Here is an 18971-nt window from a genome sequence, read left to right on the forward strand (position 1 = left end):
TTAACCTCTTTTCGTGTCACCCGCACCGGCGCGCAGGTGGAAGGAATAATAATTCTTCAATGTAGAAAGTGTATAAAATGCGGGCTTTACTCGGCGAGCGGCGCCGGGAGGTGTTCACGGGACGGAAGACCTACCGCCGCGCACATCGCATTGATCAGACCCAGCAATTCGGCGGGCTGCAGGGTGCAATCCGTGAAGAGCAGAACCTGCTCGACGGCCTGGTAGAGCAGCATCTCCAGGCCGGAGACCACGGCTCCCCCGCTTGCCTCCCAGGCGCTCGCCAGCACCGAGGGCCACGGGTTATACGCAACATCGAGCAGTACCGGCTGGTGCGTTGCGGAGGCGCCCGCGGGGTCGGCCAGCTGCGGGGCCCAGTCGTCCGCCGCGCGGGCCGGCAGGGTCGAAATGACCGGGTTGTGGCGACGAGCCTTCTGCTCCGCGGGGAACTCGGCCAGGGCAACGGTCGACAGCTGCACGCCCAGGCGCTCGGCCGCCTCCTGCACGCTACCGAGCTTATGCAGGGAACGGGCGTACACGCTCGCGCGGCGGTAACCCAGCTGATGCAGGGCGGTCAGGGCGGAAATCGCGGTCGCTCCCCCGCCAATCACGGCGGGCTCGTCGCGCTCGTGGTTCAGCTTCAGACCCGCGTGCAGCAGCGCGTTCACGATGCCGATCACGTCGGTGTTATCGCCCAGCACCCTCTCGCCGCGCGGGTACACCGTGTTCACCGCACCGGTCACGCGGGCGGTCTCGCTCAGCTCATCGCAGTACTTGATGACCGCGGTCTTCAACGGCATGGTCACCGACAGGCCCGCAATATACGGGGCTTCCTCGGTGCCAGCCGGGTTACGCACGCCGCGCATAATCTCCGGCAGGTCCTCGGGCAGGGTATCGCGACGATCGTACTCGAGGTTCGCCTCGCCCAGGTACGCGTACGCGGCCCGATGCAGCGCGGGCGAGAGCGAATGGGCAATCGGGTGGCCCAGCACGTAGGCGCGGCGAAGATACGGGGCTTCGCGGTACGGTTCAGTCTTCATCGATACTCTTTCGCTCTCAATGCCGGGTCACGGACGGCCGCGGGGGCCACCTCCCATTTTAGCGGGTACAGCAAAGGCGGGCACCGCCCCACTCTCGTGGGAACGGTGCCCGCCCTCTACATCAGCTGCAGCTTAGTTACAGCGGCCCGGGTGCTTCGAGCACCACTGGTTGTACTCTTCCACGTAACGCTGGTGCTCAGCGTAAGTGCGGGAGTACTTGGTCTCGCCGGAATCCAGGTCGACGGTCACCCAGTAGTAGTACGGGTTCTTCTCCGGAGCGGCGGCGGCCTTGATGGACGCCAGCTGCGGGGAACCAATCGGACCCTTCGGCAGACCCTTGTTCGCGTACGTGTTGTACTTGTTGCTCTTGTCTGCCTTCTGCTCCTCCGTCAGGTGGTAGGAGCGGACACCCAGACCGTAGGTCACGGTTGCGTCCGACTGAATCAGGCCGGAGGTCTCACCATCCGGGTTGTTCAGACGGTTCTCAATGATGCCCGCAACCGCCACGTAGTCCTTCGGCTGAGCCTCAAGCTCCACGATGGAGGCGATGGTCAGCACCTCGAAGGCCTTCTGATCGCCGCTCACGCCGGCTTCCTTCAGGTCGGCCTTGGTCTTATCGACCATGGTCTGAATGACCTTCTTGATGTCGGTGTCCTTCGGGAATCGGTACTCGCCCGGGTGCAGCCAACCCTCAATCGAGGGGAAGTTGCTCGGCACGCCGTACTGCGTGTAGTTCTGCACGGCCTCTTCCACCTGCTTGCGGGTGAACGCGCCGTCAGAACCGGAAACGATCAGGTCGATGGTCTCGGTCACGCGCTTACCCTGCGGAATCGCCAAGTACAGCACGTTACTGTTCGCCTCGATAATCGTGTTGATTGCGCTCGAGCTGCTCATGTGCTGCTGAAGCTCGTAGGTGCCCGGCTGCAGGTACTTGCCGTTGCTTTCCTTGCTGTACACCTCGACGAACTTATCGGCGTCGGCAATCACGCCGGCCGCCTCCAGCTCGTTCGCCACCTGCGCGGTGGACTGGCCCGAGCGGATCGTGAAGGTCACGGTCGTGCCGTTACCGCCGCCGGAGTAGTCGCGCGTCTTGAACGGATCGTACCGCGTGATGAAAGCGGCAGAAATAATCACCAGGGCCGCCACGAAGAGCGACATGGCGCTCAGCATGATGGCGCGGCGACGGCGCTTGCGAGCACGCAGAGTCGCTACAGAGACAATCTCGTGCTCCAAGGTAATGCCGGTAATGCCTTTTTCCTCATCGGCTTTCGTCGGCCGAAAAAGGTCCAGACCGCTCTCTTCGGGGTGTTCCTCGGAATGTTTATTCTTTTCGGTCACTGAAGGTTCTCCGTTTCATTGACGGCACCAACCGCAGCCCCTTCTAACTCGTGCGGTCGGTTCTCTTCGTGGGCCGGATCGCTCACCTTGTACCCGGCTACAGACTGCCCTGCCTTGAGGGCGTCCAGGCTGTACTGCAAAATGTTCACAGCCGCCACCTGGTCAACCATAGTCTTGAAATCTCGGCTGGATACCCCAGCCTCGTGCAGTGCACGGTGAGCGCTCACGGTGGTGAGTCGCTCATCCACCAGCCAAATGTTAATGTGTGTCTTATTTTCGGCGTCCAGCTCGGAGCGCAGAGCCTGAGCGTATTCCCGAGCCATCTCGGTCGAGGAGGACTCCCCGCCGCGCATGGTCTTCGGAAGCCCGACGAACACCTCGACCACCTCGTTCACCTCAATCAGCTTGCGTAGCACGCGACGATCGGAGTTCTTCTTCTCGTCGCGACGCAGCGTCTTGAGCGGGGTGGCGAGGATGCCGTCGGGGTCGCTGAGGGCGGTGCCGACACGGGCCTTACCCACGTCAACACCCATCCGCACTCCGCGCTGGAATTCTGCCATGTCTTAGGCCTGAGCCTGTGCGATAGCGTCGCGAACGGCGTCCAGAGCGGCACCAATCTTGGATGCGTCCTGGCCACCGCCCTGAGCGACGTCGTCCTTACCGCCGCCGCCACCGCCGAGCACGCCGGCGGCCACGCGGACCAGGGCGCCAGCCTTCACGCCGGCGGAGCGAGCGCCCTCGGTGGTTGCCACGAGGATCACGGGACGGCCGTTAGATACGCCGGCCACGGCCACCACGGCGGCCTCGGAACCGAAGCGGGAACGCAGGTCCAGGGCCAGCTCGCGCACGCCGTTGGCGTCCAGCTCGCCGGCGTTGTGGGCCAGAACGCGCACGGAGCCGATAGTCTGTGCGTTCTCCAGAAGCTTGCCGGCCTCGGCCTGCAGCTTCTCGCGACGCAGCTGAGCCAGCTCCTTCTCGGCGGCCTTCAGCTTAGCCAGGGTCTGGTTAATCTTCTCGGGCAGGTCTGCGGAGGACTGAACCTTCATCAGGCCGGTCAGCTGGTTCACCAGGGTGCGCTCAGCTGCCAGGTGGTTGAAGGAGTCCAGACCCACCAGGGCCTCGACGCGGCGGTTGCCGGAGCCCACGGAGCTCTCGGTCAGCAGCGACAGCGAACCAATCTCGGCAGAGGTGCCCACGTGGGTACCACCGCACAGCTCGCGGGAGAAGTCGCCGCCAATCTCAACCACGCGCACCACGTCGCCGTACTTCTCGCCGAAGAGGCTCATGGCACCCAGAGCCTTCGCCTCGGCCAGCGGCATCACGCGGGTAATCACTTCGTGGTTGTCGCGGATGGCGAGGTTAGCAACCTCTTCCACCTCGCGCTTAGCGGACTCGGACAGGCCCTCGCCCCACGCGAAGTCGAAGCGCAGGTAGCCTTCCTTGTTGAAGGAACCGCGCTGGGTAGCCTCGTTGCCGAGTACCTGGTGCAGGGCGGCGTGGATGATGTGGGTACCCGAGTGTGCCTTTTCACCGTCGCGGCGGCGCTGCACGTCAACCTGTGCCACAACATCGGCACCGACGTGAGCCTCGCCCTCGCGCACGATGGCGCGGTGAACGCTCAGGCCCTTGACGGGCTGCTGAACGTCCTGAACGTCAATGATGAAGCCGTTACCGGTAATCACACCGGTGTCGGCTGCCTGGCCACCGGCCTCGGCGTAGAACGGGGTTTCGTCCAGGACGACCTCGATCTTGTCGCCGGCCTTAGCGGCGGGCACGGACACGCCGTCCACCAGGATGGCGCGCAGCTTGGTTTCGGTGCGCAGCTCGGTGTAACCGGTGAAGATGGAGCCGCGCTCGTCCACGAGCTTACGCAGCTCGGAGAGGTCGGCGAAGGCGCCCTTCTTAGCCTTGGCGTCAGCCTGTGCGCGGTGGCGCTGCTCGGCCATCAGCTCGCGGAAGGCCTTCTCGTCAACCTTCACGCCGGCCTCGGCGGCCATCTCGAGGGTCAGGTCAATCGGGAAGCCGTAGGTGTCGTGCAGTGCGAAGGCCTCGGCGCCGGAAACGGAGTTCGAGCCGTCCTTCTTAGCGGCAGCGACAGCCTCTTCCAGGCGCTCGGTACCGGTCTCGATGGTGTGCAGGAACGCCTTCTCCTCGGCGTAGGCAATGCGGGAGATACGCTCGAAGTCGTCAGCCACGTACGGGAACGCACCCTTCATCGCATCACGCGAAGCCGGGAACAGCACGGGCAGGCAGGGCTCGGTCACGCCCAGCAGGCGCATAGCGCGGATCGCGCGGCGCATCAGGCGGCGCAGAATGTAGCCGCGACCCTCGTTCGAGGGGGTCACGCCGTCAGCAATCAGCATGAGCGAGGAGCGGATGTGGTCGGCCACCACGCGCATGCGCACGTCGTCCTCGTAGCCCTCGTCCTCGGCGGACTCGGAGCCATGGTACTTCTTACCGGACAGCTTAGAAGCAGCATCCAGAACGGGGCGCACCTGGTCGGTCTCGTAGAAGTTCTCGACACCCTGCAACAGCATGGCCAGACGCTCAACGCCCAGACCGGTATCGATGTTCTTCTTCGGCAGATCGCCCAGAATCTCGAAGTCGTCCTTGCCGATGCCCTCGCCACGCTGGTACTGCATGAACACGAGGTTCCAGATCTCGATGTAACGGTCGTCGTCAGCCGCCGGGCCGCCTTCCTTACCGTAGGCGGGGCCGCGGTCGTAGAAAATCTCGGAGTCGGGGCCTGCGGGGCCGGGCTGGCCGGTGGACCAGTAGTTCTCCTTCATGCCCATGCGCTGAATACGCTCAGCCGGGAAGCCCACCTTGTTGTGCCAAATATCGAACGCCTCGTCGTCACCCTCATAAATGGTGACCCACAGGCGCTCCGGATCCAGACCAAAACCACCCTGATCCTGCGGGGTGGTCAGCAGCTCGTAAGCGAAAGGAATCGCCTGCTCCTTGAAGTAATCACCAAAGGAGAAGTTACCAGCCATCTGGAAGAAGGTACCGTGACGCGCAGTCTTACCGACCTCTTCAATATCCAGGGTGCGGATGCACTTCTGCACGCTGGTCGCGCGGGAGAACGGAGGGGTCTCACGGCCCAGGAAGTAGGGAATGAACGGAACCATGCCGGCGATGGTGAACATGGCGCCGGGTTCGTTCGAAATCAGCGATGCCGAAGGCACCACGGTGTGGCCGCGGGAAGCGAAGAAATCGATCCAGCGCTTGGAAATCTCCTGTGAGAGCATCTCGTTCCTTTGAATAATCTGTGCGAAATTCTAAATAGTCTACTGACCTATGGTGCCTCTCCGCGCGCAAAATGGCTAATCGAGGGGCCATTATGGGCCCCTCCAACGCCCTCACGCGACGGGCAAGTCGGTTCGGTAGACGGCGGCCTTTCGGCCGAAGTCTAGTTAGTTGAAGAAGTCGTCCCCGAGCTCGCGATCGCGGGCGATGCGCTGCTCGCGCGCCTTCTCCAGCGAGGCGATCTGCGACTCCACCTCAATGAGCTCGCGCTCGGCAATGCCGCGGTTTGCGGCCTCAATCTCGGTCGTGCTCATGCCCCTCTCCCAGGTATCAAGGGAACCGGGACGCAGGTCCTGCTTCTGGCGCTCCACCTTGGCGTTGAGCTCCATCTCCTTCTCCTGCATGCCCTCGCGCACGCGGGCTGCGAACTCGACGGCCTTCAGCGCGTAGGGCTGCAGGGGCTTGCCGAGGGGCGAATCGAAGAATTTTGCCATCTGAGACTCCGGGTTGAGGGCCAGCTCGCCGTGCTCACGCTTGAGCAGGGCGCTACCGGGGGTACGCTGTGCGGACTCGGAAGAGGAGGCGCGTCGGGAGGCAAGGTAGCCCGCCGCGGCACCGGCACCGAGCAGAAGAACGGAACGGAGCAGACCCATTAGTTCTCACCGCCCGCGGAGGTGCCACCCTGCTGGCCGGACTTGTTGCCGCCGCGGAAGGCCTGGCGCACGCCGTAGGAGAAGGAAGCCACCTTAATCAGCGGCTGGCCCACGGTCGAAGTCACCAGCGAGGACAGGGCCGAAACGTTCGCGGAGGCATCCGAAACGTTCGAGGTGATGTCGTCAACCTTCTCGAGCTGCTCGTTGGTGGTCACCACGGTACGGGTCACCTCTTCAATGAGCGGCGCGGTGCTCTGGTTGAGCGAACGAATCGTCACAATCAGCTCATCAAACACCTTGGTCAGGCGAATAATGGGAAGGGCCAGCAGCGCCACGAGAATCGCGAAAACTCCCGCCGCAATCAGGCCTGCAATATCTCCGCCAGTCATCTATACCTCATTTCGCGTAACGCATGGTGCTTGTCAATAGTCGTACTCACCGGCGCGCCGCCGTGGCGCATCGGTCGGACTGCCTACACAGTTCAATCCCTTATTCTAGTCGAAAATTCCTTCTCGCGCCCCTTAAACTCTCATGAAACTCCCAGGATTGAACAATTCACAGGTTCCCGAATGAGCCGAGGCGAAGCCCGCATCCGAGGGACAGAACCCCAAGCCGGGCCCTTAAACGGGAACAACCCGTCCCCCACCGAAACGGTACGGAACGGGTTGCTTCTCGAAAAATCGAGATTATGCCAGACGCGAGTAGTACTCAACGACCTGCTGCTCGTCGCAGATCACGGGGATCTCTTCACGCTTGGGCTTACGCTCAAGCTTTGCGTGCAGCTTCTCAATCTCAACGTTCAGGTATGCGGGAACCTCGGGCAGAACTGCCTGGTGCTCGCCAGCAGCCGCAGCCTGGAAGGGGGCAGTCTTCTCAGCCTTGGGGTGAACGTGAATCAGCTGGCCGGGCTTGACGAGGAACGAGGGGCGGTCCACGCGAACGCCGTCAACCAGAATGTGACGGTGAACAACCATCTGACGTGCCTGAGCAATGGTGCGGGCGAAACCTGCACGCAGAACCAGGGCATCGAGGCGGGTCTCGAGCAGCTCGACCAGGTTCTTACCGGTCTGGCCCTCGGTACGCTTTGCCTCGAGGTATGCGCGGCGCATCTGTGCCTCGCGGATGTTGTACTGAGCGCGCAGACGCTGCTTTTCCTTCAGCTGGGTAGCGTAGTTGGAGTCAGCCTTCTTGCGGGCACGGCCGTGCTGGCCGGGGCCGTAAGGACGACGCTCGAGGTACTTTTCTGCCTTCGGGGTCAGAGCAATGCCCAGGGCACGGGACTGACGCACGGTACGGCGGGTGCGGTTGTGCTTAGCCACAATCTACCTTTCTATGTGAGGCTCCTGCACCCTCACGGGTGGGGCCTCGGTCTGTTTGGATACTGGCCTCCTCGGGTGACCTCGCCGTGGCCCGCGCGCGACCGATTCGGTCGTTGCTGCGCGGCGGTGAGGCGGAGAGCGCGAGGCAGAGTACCTCGCAGCTACATTACTCATGCTCGCACGGATGCGGGCATAGCAATTGCCAGACCCGTCAAGCTTACCGGATGCGCCCCGGCTTTACCAGCCTTTTGGGGAATCTTTAGTTTAAATTGCCGTTTGTGTGGGTTTTTGACATATACCCACACGAACCCCACGGGGAATATTTACACCCGTCAGAAGCATTTAGGGGAGCCTTCCTCACAAAATTGCCGGGTGTAGATGTTGGATTGTAATCATTCCGTTATTTTTAACCTGTGAATCTATGGGATTAGCTTGCTTTCGAGCTCTCGCATCGCCTAGACTGGGCATACAAGCTTGGCGTCCGCCCTTCCGGGATTGGCCGGCGGTCAAGACATCTATCACAACTCAAACTCTGATGCGGTGCGCAGTACGACCGAGGTACTGCGCACCGCATTTTGCGTGTGCTCACTGTCTGCTGTCCTATAGACGGGCCGGCGCGGGTGGTTTGCGTGATAAGTCCGCGCGGCTAATTCATGCGGCTAAACCGCTCAGCCAACCGGCCCGCGCGGCTAATGAGCACGGCTAGTCTGCGCGAGTAGTCTGCGCGGCAAGCGCGCGCCGCGGCTAGTTTGCGCGGTGAACCGGCACGGCCCCTCCGTGCGGCTAGTTGCCGCCGTCAAGAATCCTGCGGATACGCTCACGACGCTCCGTCAACGTACGCTCAAAACCGTGCTGAGTCGGCTCGTAGTACACCGTGCCGCGCAGGGTATCCGGCAGGTACTGCTGCGCCGCCACGTGGCCCGGCGCATCGTGCGCATAAATGTAGCCGTCGCCGTGACCAAACTGCTTAGCCCCCGCATAGTGAGCGTCACGCAGGTGCACCGGAACCTGACCCGAGGCGCCCGCACGCACATCCGCAATCGCGCGGTTAATCGCGTTATAGGCGGCGTTCGACTTCGGCGCGAGCGCACAATAAATCACCGCCTGCGAGAGGATAATGCGCGCCTCCGGCATGCCCACCAGCGCCACCGACTGCGCCGCGGCCGTCGCCACCTGCAGGGCCTGCGGATCAGCCAGGCCAATGTCCTCGCTCGCCAGAATCATGATGCGACGCGCCACGAAGCGCGGGTCCTCGCCGCCCTCCAACATGCGCGCCAGATAGTGCACCGAGGCATCCGCGTCAGAGCCGCGCATGGACTTGATGAACGCGCTCACCACGTCATAGTGCTGGTCACCCGAACGGTCGTAACGAATTGCGGCGCGGTCCACCGCCTCCACGGCGTGCGCCAGGGTGATGCGGACAGGGGCGGCGGGTTCCGGGGACTTCTCCCCCGCCGGGTCATCTGAGCCCTCGGCGGGGTCGGGCTGAGCGGGGTCGGGCTGAGCGGGGTCATTCTCAGCCGGGTCGGTTTCTGCGGTTTCGGCGGAGCCGCCCCCGTGCGAGCCGGCGGCCTCTGCCGAAGCCTGTTCGGCCTCGCTGAACGCGATGGCGGCCGCCGCCTCCAGCGAGGTCAGGGAGCGGCGAGCGTCGCCTCCGGAAACCGCCGCGAGGTGGGCGCGCGCATCCGCATCAATAACCGCCGCACCGTCAAAACCGCGCGGATCAGCCAGCGCACGGTCAATCAGCCGCTCAATATCGGACTGCTCCAGCGAATGAACCCGCAACAGCAGCGAGCGCGAGAGTAGCGGCGAAATAATGCTGAACGACGGGTTCTCCGTTGTAGCCGCCACCAGAATCACCCAGCGGTTCTCCACGCCGGGCAGGAGCGCATCCTGCTGAGCCTTGGTAAAACGGTGAATCTCGTCGAGGAACAGCACTGTGGTCGTGCCGTACATGTCGCGGTCGAGCAGCGCCTGATCCATGACCGCGCGAACGTCCTTCACACCCGCGGTAATCGCCGAAAGTTCCACGAACTTGCGACCCGGCGCGCGCGCAATCACGTGCGCCAGAGTGGTCTTACCCGTACCCGGAGGGCCGTACAAAATCACCGAGGACGGGCCAGCCGGGCCGGCGTTCTCCCCCGCCAACACGCGCAGGGGCGAGCCGGGGGTCAGCAGGTGCTCCTGGCCGAGAACCTCATCAATCGTGCGCGGACGCATGCGCACCGCCAACGGCGCGCGGGACGCCGAACGGGCAGAGCGCGCACGCGACGCAGAGGGGCGCGAGGAGGCGGGCTCCTCAGCGGGCGCACCAATCAGGCTCACGCGGTCCCCGTCGTCGGGCAGCTCAAGGTCAAAGAGGGAATCAGCCATAGTCTTACTCTATCGTTTCACAATCTGGAGGCGGGTACGGGGTGTGGGTATACAGCTGCGGATTTAGCTCGCGGCGTGAAGCCGCATGGGTTTTCGATGGGGTTTCGATAGGTTCGTTCTTCGCCGCGGGTTCATAACCCAGGGGTTGGGTTTATACCCCCGGGACGATTCGCTCGCCGATTGAGATGCCAACCCTAGAGGGTCTCGCTGTCGAGAATCAGGGTCACCGGGCCGTCATTGACCAGCTCCACCTGCATGTCCGCGCCGAACACGCCGGTCTCAACGTGCAGGCCGTGGCCGCGCAGCGCCTGAACGTAGTCGTTGAACAGCGGCTCGCTCACCGGGCCCGGGGCCGCGGCAGACCAGGAGGGGCGGCGGCCCTTCTTCGCATCCCCGTAGAGGGTGAACTGGCTGACCGCCAGCACGGGCGCACCCTCATCGAGGAGGGACTTCTCCCCCTCCAGCAGGCGCAGGTTCGCGGTCTTATCGGCCAGCTTCGCGACCTGCGCCGCGCCGTCGCCGTGGGTGATGCCGACCAGCACCAGGTAGCCGGGCCGGTCAATCACGCCGACCGTCTCGCCGTTCACGCGCACCGCCGCGCGGGTTACGCGCTGAATAACTACTCGCATCGTTCACCTTTCATCATGGAGCCGGCTTTCGCTTGGCTCGCGCATCTCTTTCGATACCATCCGCGGCGGTCGGTTTAGAAGGAGCCGCAGTTCTAGAGGCAGCCGCCTCAGAGCACGCCGCGTAGCTGCACGGCACGCAAAAACTGGTTCGCCGCCCGCGGGGTACGGAACTCAATAAAACGCTTCTGCAGATGCTGCCCGCGAGCCTCCGCCAGTAGCTGGCCCACGTGCGGGTAGCTCCTCCACGTGTACCGGATCATGTTGTCCGGGTCCCGCAGAATATCTTTCAGCGGCGGTTCCACGTTATCAGCCCACAGCTTCTGACCCGTCACCGCGCGGCGCACCGTCCGGCGAACCACGCGCCACATGACCACCGCGCGGCTATAGCGCAGGTAAATCACCACGTCCGCGCGCTCCAGCAGACGGCCACGCACCTGCGGATACTGCCACTCCGTAATCCACGCGGGCCGCTCGATGAGCGCCTGAACATCCGCCTCAAAACTAGGGCGCGGAGTCCAGTTCGGCCCCCAGTGCAGCGAGTCCATCTCCGTATGCGGAATGTCCAGGAGGCGCCCCAACCGCGCCGCAAACGTCGTCTTACCGCTACCGCTCGGGCCGGCAATCAGGATGCGCATGCTCCCCTCCCGCTGTTCTCTCGCGTATCCATTGACAAAAAGGTGGGCTGCGACCCTGCACAGCAGAATACACAACCCACCCTCAACGGCGACCCCGGCAAGACCCGAGCCTCACAGCTCGGAGCTCAAAGCTCAAGACTCAATGCCCCGTCGGGTAATCGCCACACAGCCCCGCACCCCGCACGGGGTGCAAGACCAAAGACTGGAGAAGATTACTCCTCGTCCTTCTTCTTCGGCTTGAAGTCCACGCCGGCTTCCTTACGCTGCTCCGGGGTAATCGGAGCGGGTGCGGCGGTCAGCGGGTCATAACCGTTACCGGTCTTCGGGAACGCAATAACCTCGCGGATCGAATCAACGCCAGCCAGCAGAGACACAACACGGTCCCAACCGAACGCAATACCACCCATGGGCGGTGCGCCGTACTTGAACGCATCCAGCAGGAAGCCGAACTTCTCCTGAGCCTCTTCCTCACCAATGCCCATCACGGCGAACACGCGTTCCTGCACGTCGCGGCGGTGAATACGGATCGAACCGCCGCCAATCTCGTTACCGTTGCAGACAATGTCGTAGGCGTAGGCCAGAGCCGAACCCGGGTCGGTGTCGAAGGTGTCCATGAACTCGGGCTTCGGGGAGGTGAACGCGTGGTGCACGGCGGTCCATGCGGAGTGGCCCAGAGCCACGTCACCGGACTCGGTAGCCTCAGCAGCAGACTCGAACATGGGGGCGTCAACAACCCACACGAAGGACCACTCGTCGTCCTTAATCAGGCCGGTACGGTGACCAATCTCAACGCGGGCAGCACCCAGCAGGGCGCGGGAAGCCTTAGCCTCACCAGCGGCGAAGAAGATGCAGTCGCCGGGCTTCGCGCCGGTTGCGGCGGCAAGACCCTCGCGCTCAGCGTCGGTAATGTTCTTAGCCACCGGGCCGGTCAGCTCACCGTCCTCCTGAATGAGAACGTAAGCCAGGCCCTTAGCGCCGCGCTGCTTAGCCCACTCCTGCCAAGCGTCCAGGGTGCGGCGGGGCTGGGATGCGCCACCGGGCATCACCACGGCGCCCACGTAGGGAGCCTTGAACACGCGGAAAGTGGTGTCCTTGAAGTACTCGGTCAGCTCGGTCAGCTCCAGGCCGAAGCGCAGGTCAGGCTTGTCCGAACCGTACTTCTCCATCGCATCCTTGTAGGTCATGCGCTGAATCGGGCGGGGAACCTTCACATCAATCAGGTTCCACACAGCCTCAACGATGCGCTCGCCCAGGTCAATGATGTCTTCCTGGTCAATGAACGAAGCCTCAATGTCCAGCTGGGTGAACTCGGGCTGACGGTCGGCGCGGAAGTCCTCGTCACGGTAGCAGCGGGCAATCTGGTAGTACTTCTCAATACCGCCCACCTGCAGCAGCTGCTTGAACAGCTGCGGGGACTGCGGCAGAGCGTACCACGAACCCGGAGCCAGACGAGCCGGCACCAGGAAGTCGCGTGCACCCTCGGGGGTGGAACGGGTCAGGGTCGGGGTCTCAACCTCAATGTAGCCGTCCTCGGCCAGCAGGTTGCGTGCCGCACGGTTCGCTTCCGAACGCAGGCGCATGATGCGGGCCGGCTCCGGGCGGCGAAGGTCCAGGTAGCGGTAGCGCAGGCGCGCCTCCTCACCCACCTCAACGTGCTCGTCAATCTGGAAAGGCAGCGGGGCCGCGGTGTTCAGCACCTCAACGGTGGACACCTCAACCTCAATCTCACCGGTGGCCAGGTTCGGGTTCTCGTTACCCTCCGGGCGCTTGGAAACCTTACCGGTCACGCGCAGAACGTACTCGTTGCGCAGGTGCTCGAAGTCAGCCTCGTTGTGGAAAACGCACTGGGTGACGCCCTCGCGGTCACGCAGGTCAACGAAGGCGACGCCACCGTGGTCGCGGCGACGAGCCACCCAACCGGTCAGGGTGACGGTCTCTCCAATGTTTGCGGCGGTCAGCTCGCCGTTGGTGTGAGTGCGAAGCACAGACATTCCTTTCATAGCGAGCACCTCACGACTATAGACAGTAGCCGGGTACTCGCGGTTGATGATATGCGCACACTGCGTGCGCCTTATCCATTGTAGCCCGTCTTGCCGGGGCATGAACTCTCTCGCGGAAGGAGGTTGGTAGGGGCTGCGAGGGGCGGTTTCGGTTTGTGGGTGGTTTAGTCGCGTTTGGGGTGGTTAAGACCCACCGCAGATGCGACTAAACCATGTTTCAAGTGACTAAACCACCCACCGGACTACTCAGACCCCGATACTAGATCACCCAGAATCCACCCGACGGGACGAACCCCTCCCCTGTGGATGGGCAACCTTCTTCGTCTTCAGCCGAGTTATCCACAGATTTTGATTTTCGCCACGTGCAACGGCCACAAACATGACAGCCTGATGGGTATGAACTCCCTGACTGCCCCCACCCCACGAACCGTCGAACTGTACTCCCTTGTGCTGACCACGCGCATCCTTAAGCTGCGGGGAATCGGCGCGAGGGAAGTCAATAGACTGATAGCCTCCGGGACCCTGCAACGTATTCAGCGAGGAGCCTACATCTACGCCTCCGATGCTACCGGCCTTCGAGACGACGATCGGCTTCGTGTACGATGCATCGCCGCCCACAAGGCCGGCCTGAAAGGGGTCTTCTCGAACGAATCAGCCGCGGTGCTCTGGGGGCTCGACCTGATAGCCGTTCCGGCAAGGCTCAACGTGTGCAGCAACGCTAAAAGTCCCTCGGACCGGGGGCGAATCCGTCGGTACCGATTTACTCTTGACCCCGGCGAGGTGACCGTAATTCCGGGCACATCCATTCCCGTCACAACAGTGACTCGCACGCTGCAGGATTGCGTGCGGACCATGCCTTTTCGGAACGCCGTGGTACTGACCGACTCCGTGATGCGGCGGGGGCTCCTAACGCCCGAGGCTGTGACCGACGCCCTCACGCACCTTACGGGGCGCGGCCGCTCGAATGGGTCGCTCGTTGTTCGGGCGATGGATGCATCCAGCGAGTCGGCCGGCGAAAGCCTCACCCGATGCCTACTCATGGAGCACGAGCTGCCCTCCCCCGTGACCCAGTACCCGATTGTGTGCGAGGGGCGACACTACCGAACGGATTTCGCCTGGCCCGAGCTACGGGTCATTCTCGAGTTTGACGGCGAGCAGAAGTACGTCGATTACCCGGGCCGAGACCGGCAGGAGGCGGCCCGCGACCGGGCGCTCACCCGCGCCGGATGGACGGTTATACACCTGACCTGGGCCGATATCTTCCAGAAAGAACGGGAAGTTGTGGCGCACCTGCGGAGGTTGCTTCTGCGGTGAACCCGGTCGCCTCTCAATGGGTCGCGGTTTCGGTTTGTGGGTGGTTTAGTCGCGTATGGGGTGGGTCTTAACCATCCCAAAAGCGACTAAACCACCCGCCGAATTACTAAACCACCCACCGGGCGGGTAAACGACAGACTTACAGCGGCCAGATAATACAGCAGCCAAATATTACCGCGGCCAAGCACCGCAGGTATTACAGACCTACTATTTACAGACCCTCAGCACGCACAATCTGAACGTGCAGGTCCTCAGCCGGCGGCATCCACGAATTCGGGTTGGCGGGCACCTGCTCACCCGAACGGATATCCTTCACCTCGTGAACCGGGGCACCCGGCTCATCCGAAGAGATGAACCACACGAATGGAATGCCGCGCTTCTCAGCGTACTTAATCTGCTTGCCGAACTTCGCCGCATTCGCAGACACCTCGCACGCGATGCCGCGGGCGCGCAGTGCATCCGCAACATCATTCGCGGCGGACCAGCCCTCATCATTCGTCAGGGCCACGAACACGGCCGAAGGCACCTTACGGCTTGCCTGCGCGAAGCCCTGCGACAGGATGCGAGCCACCACTCGGGTCACGCCGATGGACAAGCCCACGCCCGGGTAGGTCTTCTTACCGTTCGAGGCCAGCGACTCGTAGCGACCACCCGAGCAAATCGAACCCAGCGACTCGTGGCCGACCAGCACGGTCTCGTACACGGTGCCGGTATAGTAGTCCAGACCGCGAGCAATCGACAGGTCAGCCAGCACCTTACCCGGCGCACGGCGGGACGCCTCCTCAATGACCTCGGCCAGCTCAGCCAGGCCCTGGTCCAGTAGCTCGTGCTCCACCGAATACTTGGCGGCCAGCTCACGCACCTGCTCCACGAAGGATGCATCCTCGGTACGAATCTGGGCCAGCTCCAGGGCGGCCGCGGCAGCCTCCGCGCTCGCACCGGCCTCGGACTGAAGCTCCTCGGCCACGCGCTCGGGACCAATCTTCTCCAGCTTGTCGATGGAGCGCAGCACGGCCGCGGTGTCGGTCAGGCCCAGGCCCAGGTAGAAGCCCTCGGCCAGCTTGCGGTTATTCACGCGCAGCTTGAAATCGGGAATCGGCAGCTTCGACAGCGCATCGACAACGACCAGCGCGAGGGTCACGTCGTAACGGAACGGCAGCTCGCCGTCGCCAACCACGTCAATATCTGCCTGGGTGAACTCGCGGGCGCGGCCCTCCTGCGGGCGCTCGCCACGCCAGACCTTCTGAATCTGGTAACGCGAGAACGGGAAGTTCAGGTAGCCGGCGTTCTCCACCACGTAGCGGGCAAACGGCACGGTCAGGTCAAAGTGCAGCGCCAGCTTCTCCTTGGCCTTCGCGGAGTCGTCCTCCTGCAGGCGCGAGATGGCGTACACTTCCTTGTCGATTTCGCCCTTGCGCAGCAGCTGCTCGATGGTCTCTACCGAACGAGTCTCAATCGGGGAAAAACCGTGCAGCTCAAAAGTCTCACGCAGGGTGTCGAGAACGTGGTTCTCAACCAGTCGTTCAGCCGGAAGATACTCGGGGAAACCAGACAGCGACGCCTTGCGAGCCATGCGCTCTACTCCTTGATAAAGAACTCGACAACAAAACCCCGGCGCTCTACGGTGCCGGGCATATCTATCATCATACCAACACCCGCACGCACGGCGGGGGCTCGCACGCGGACAGAGTGAACCGCTTGTCCCCGTGCCAACACTCGCGAGCGGCGCGCCTGAACGTGACGACGGCGATTAGGAGTCGAAGCGATGCGCCGGGATGGTACTACCTGGCTGATTGCCGGTGTGAGTGATGCCGGCGGCCCTCCGCAGGAGCACGTTGGTCGATTCAAGCCGAAGCACCCGCGGGCACGCGTAGCGGCGGGGGCTCGCATGCGCGGCAACGGAGACAACGCAGGTAGCGGCTCAACGGAATAGCCGGAGCCCACATGCGCGGCGGCGGGCGGTTCGCCACGAACACAACACGACCGGACACTACTCACGCGAGGCCCGTACCGGCTATGCTTAGGAGGTGCACACGCACAACCCAACGGGTGCCCCGCGGAATGTCGCGGCCCACGCCTCGGCGAGGCGGCGCGAAGGCGCTCCCCGCATCCGGCACCCCCGAGTGAAAGAGTTATAGCGGTGACTACCAAATCCGACGACACTGTAAACCTCGAGAAGGCCCGCCAGTTCGGTCGCGTCTCCGAGGACGGCCACGTCTTCGTCATTGTCGATGGCGAAGAGTACGCCGTAGGTCAGCTGCCCGGCGCATCCGAAGATGAAGCGCTCAGCTACTTCGCCCGTAAGTTTGAAAACGTTGAGGCGCAGGTCGCCCTGCTCGAGTCGCGCCTGGCCAATAACGCCCCCGCCGCGGATCTGCAGAAGGGCATCGCCTCCATCGGCTCGCAGATTGGCGTGCGCAACATGGTCGGCGACTACTCCGGCCTGCAGAAGCGCCTCGTCTCCCTCGCTGAGCAGATCGCCGAACTTGGCGAGAAGCAGCAGCAGGCCCGCACCGAGAACCGTGAACGTGCCCTGGCCGTGCGTGAAGAGATTGTGGCCGAGGCCGAGCAGATTGCCGGCCAGGACCCCGACCAGATTCACTGGAAGAACTCGCATACCCGCATGAACGAGCTGTTCGAGGCGTGGAAGAAGGCTCAGCGTGAGATTCACCTGGCCAAGAGCGTGGAGGACGAGCTGTGGAAGCGTTTCCGCGCCGCCCGCACCACCTTCGATCGCAACCGCCGCGCGCACTTCTCCCAGCTGGACGACCGCAACGCACGCATCAAGCGTGCCAAGGAAGAGCTGATTGCTCGCGCCGAGGAGCTGTCCACCTCGACCGATTGGTCTGAGACCTCCCGCGCGTACGGTGAGCTGATGCGTGCCTGGAAGCAGGTTCCGCGCGGTCACCGCCGTGAGGACGACAAGCTGTGGGCTCGTTTCCGTGCCGCTCAGGACGTGTTCTTCAACGCCCGCCACGAGGCTGAGGCCGCGCAGGACGCAGTCTACGCCGAGAACCTGAAGGTCAAGGAGGCACTGCTGGAGGAGGCCCGCGCGCTCCTGCCCGTTGAGGATATTGAGGCAGCGAAGGCCGCCTTCGAGAAGATTCTGGATCGCTGGGATGCGGCTGGCCGCGTGCCCCGCAACGACCTGCGCCGCGTGGACGGCGAGCTGCGCCGTATTCAGGACGAAATCAACGGCGCCGAAGAGGCCAAGTGGAAGCGCAACGACCCGGCGAAGGCTGCACGCGCGAACTCCCTGCTCGCACAGATCGAGGACTCCCTCGCCGAACTGGAAGCAGAGCTGGCCGCAGCTGAGAAGGGCGGCGACTCCAAGAAGATCGCCAAGGCCAAGGAAGCTCTGGAGGCGCGCCGCGCCTGGGCAGCAACCCTGCAGGGCTTCGGTAGCTAGGGTCTAGCCGACGGGTGCCCGGGGCGCTGGCTGTTGGATGCTAGTGCTCCGGGCTTCTGCATGTCTGCGGGGATTATATTCGCGCCCCCACCCTATGCAGATGGAGGGCGCACAGGGTTCATGGATTTTCGATAGGTTAGTGTCTTCACCGCAGGTTAAAGACCCACCGCGAAGACACTAACCTATCGAAAACCTCTGTCTAAAAAGCAGGCGGTCCCGGATGTGCCAGGTGGGCGGGAAGCTGTTAGTGGTTTAGCTTTTTCGGTAATGGGTTAGTGACTTCAGGCTGGGGTTTTAACCATTACCAAAGACGCTAAGTCATGACCGAAATCGCTAAGTCATTACCGAATTTCCGCCCCCGCTGAATTAGCCCAAACGAAACAGGCGGCCCCGGACGCACATGCATCCGGAGCTGCCTGCTGCGGTTATTTATATATTGGGTCAGAGTTGGTTTACATGTCGGGCCAGTCGCGGTGCAGTGAATACTCTGTGTCCCCGTCACCGCTATCGTTTAGATGCCAGCGCTGGCCGGTACGGATGTCAGCCTTGCGCAACCTGGGGTTCGGGTTATCCTTTTTACCCATCGTCGGGTCGTTCTTGCAGCCCCAACGAGTGTCGTCGTCTTCGCAGGTGCCGCCGACGCGTCCCACATCAACCCACCACACACGCACCAGCAGCGGGTCAACGGTATCTTTCGTCAACACAACATCCAACGCCTGCCATGCGCCGCCGTTCACCCGGAAACGACCAGAGTATGACACTGTTGCGTAGGCATGGAAATTACCCGAACGCTTATACACATAACTGGTCGCGGTCTTGCGTGACTCTTCGCCGCGTGCCCTGCTAACCGGCTTACCCATGGTGTAGAAAGTATCCTCGTCACCGTTGCCGTATTGGATGGTCATCTGGGTGGGATAGGATTCGATTTCTACGTGGCCGATCATGAGGTCGCCTTCCCAATGTGCGGTGGGTGCGTCGACGTAGAAGTTGACGGCTTGGTTCTTGTAGACGTTGG

14 protein-coding genes and 1 pseudogene are annotated in these 18971 nt (G+C 62.8%); 2 read left to right on the top strand and 13 right to left on the bottom strand.

Annotated features, from left to right (window positions below):
• Positions 1–86: 86 nt before the first annotated feature.
• From ADJ95_RS08875 to aspS, 11 genes are all read right to left on the bottom strand, one after another.
• Positions 87–1037 (bottom strand): shikimate dehydrogenase, encoded by a 951-nt coding sequence (locus ADJ95_RS08875; RefSeq protein WP_049334268.1) that lies wholly within the window; start codon positions 1035–1037, stop codon positions 87–89.
• Positions 1038–1169: 132 nt separating this feature from the next.
• Positions 1170–2375, bottom strand: coding sequence for an endolytic transglycosylase MltG (gene mltG / locus ADJ95_RS08880; RefSeq protein ID WP_049334269.1), 1206 nt, complete (start codon positions 2373–2375; stop codon positions 1170–1172).
• A complete protein-coding gene (gene ruvX, locus ADJ95_RS08885) occupies positions 2372–2935 on the bottom strand; it encodes a Holliday junction resolvase RuvX (RefSeq protein ID WP_049334270.1) in 564 nt (187 codons plus the stop codon). The genes mltG and ruvX overlap by 4 nt, the downstream gene beginning before the upstream one ends.
• A 3-nt stretch (positions 2936–2938) precedes the next feature.
• Positions 2939–5626, bottom strand: coding sequence for an alanine--tRNA ligase (gene alaS, locus ADJ95_RS08890; protein ID WP_049334271.1), 2688 nt, complete (start codon positions 5624–5626; stop codon positions 2939–2941).
• A 165-nt stretch (positions 5627–5791) separates the two neighbouring features.
• Complete coding sequence (locus ADJ95_RS08895) at positions 5792–6277, bottom strand: hypothetical protein (RefSeq protein WP_049334272.1); 486 nt, start codon at positions 6275–6277, stop codon at positions 5792–5794.
• The gene (locus ADJ95_RS08900) at positions 6277–6666 is read right to left on the bottom strand and encodes a DUF948 domain-containing protein (RefSeq protein WP_049334273.1); all 390 of its coding nucleotides are present in this window, start codon (positions 6664–6666) and stop codon (positions 6277–6279) included. The genes ADJ95_RS08895 and ADJ95_RS08900 overlap by 1 nt, the downstream gene beginning before the upstream one ends.
• A 297-nt stretch (positions 6667–6963) precedes the next feature.
• A complete protein-coding gene (rpsD, locus tag ADJ95_RS08905; RefSeq protein ID WP_049334274.1) occupies positions 6964–7596 on the bottom strand; it encodes a 30S ribosomal protein S4 in 633 nt (210 codons plus the stop codon).
• Between the two features lie 783 nt (positions 7597–8379).
• The gene (locus ADJ95_RS08910; protein ID WP_049334275.1) at positions 8380–9969 is read right to left on the bottom strand and encodes a replication-associated recombination protein A; all 1590 of its coding nucleotides are present in this window, start codon (positions 9967–9969) and stop codon (positions 8380–8382) included.
• Positions 9970–10163: 194 nt separating this feature from the next.
• Positions 10164–10598, bottom strand: coding sequence for a D-aminoacyl-tRNA deacylase (gene dtd, locus ADJ95_RS08915; RefSeq protein ID WP_049334276.1), 435 nt, complete (start codon positions 10596–10598; stop codon positions 10164–10166).
• Positions 10599–10705: 107 nt separating this feature from the next.
• Complete coding sequence (locus tag ADJ95_RS08920; RefSeq protein ID WP_049334277.1) at positions 10706–11233, bottom strand: adenylate kinase; 528 nt, start codon at positions 11231–11233, stop codon at positions 10706–10708.
• 212 nt (positions 11234–11445) lie between these two features.
• A complete protein-coding gene (aspS, locus tag ADJ95_RS08925; protein ID WP_049334278.1) occupies positions 11446–13218 on the bottom strand; it encodes an aspartate--tRNA ligase in 1773 nt (590 codons plus the stop codon).
• 867 nt (positions 13219–14085) lie between these two features.
• Here aspS and ADJ95_RS09545 point away from each other — a divergent pair.
• Positions 14086–14547 (top strand): endonuclease domain-containing protein, encoded by a 462-nt coding sequence (locus tag ADJ95_RS09545; protein WP_239662827.1) that lies wholly within the window; start codon positions 14086–14088, stop codon positions 14545–14547.
• A gap of 211 nt (positions 14548–14758) precedes the next feature.
• Here ADJ95_RS09545 and hisS read toward each other — a convergent pair whose 3' ends face one another.
• Positions 14759–16120 carry a histidine--tRNA ligase gene (hisS, locus tag ADJ95_RS08935; RefSeq protein ID WP_049334279.1) on the bottom strand — a complete coding sequence of 454 codons (1362 nt, stop codon included), beginning with the start codon at positions 16118–16120 and terminating at the stop codon, positions 14759–14761.
• A gap of 567 nt (positions 16121–16687) precedes the next feature.
• Between hisS and ADJ95_RS08940 the strand changes: the two genes are divergently transcribed.
• Positions 16688–17956, top strand: coding sequence for a DUF349 domain-containing protein (locus tag ADJ95_RS08940; RefSeq protein ID WP_049334280.1), 1269 nt, complete (start codon positions 16688–16690; stop codon positions 17954–17956).
• Between the two features lie 452 nt (positions 17957–18408).
• Here the strand turns inward: ADJ95_RS08940 and ADJ95_RS08945 are convergent.
• Positions 18409–18971: pseudogene (locus ADJ95_RS08945) on the bottom strand (peptide ABC transporter ATPase); the annotation flags it as partial.

It is taken from the genome of Rothia mucilaginosa, from assembly GCF_001061665.1.
Classification (GTDB): Bacteria; Actinomycetota; Actinomycetes; order Actinomycetales; family Micrococcaceae; genus Rothia; species Rothia mucilaginosa_A.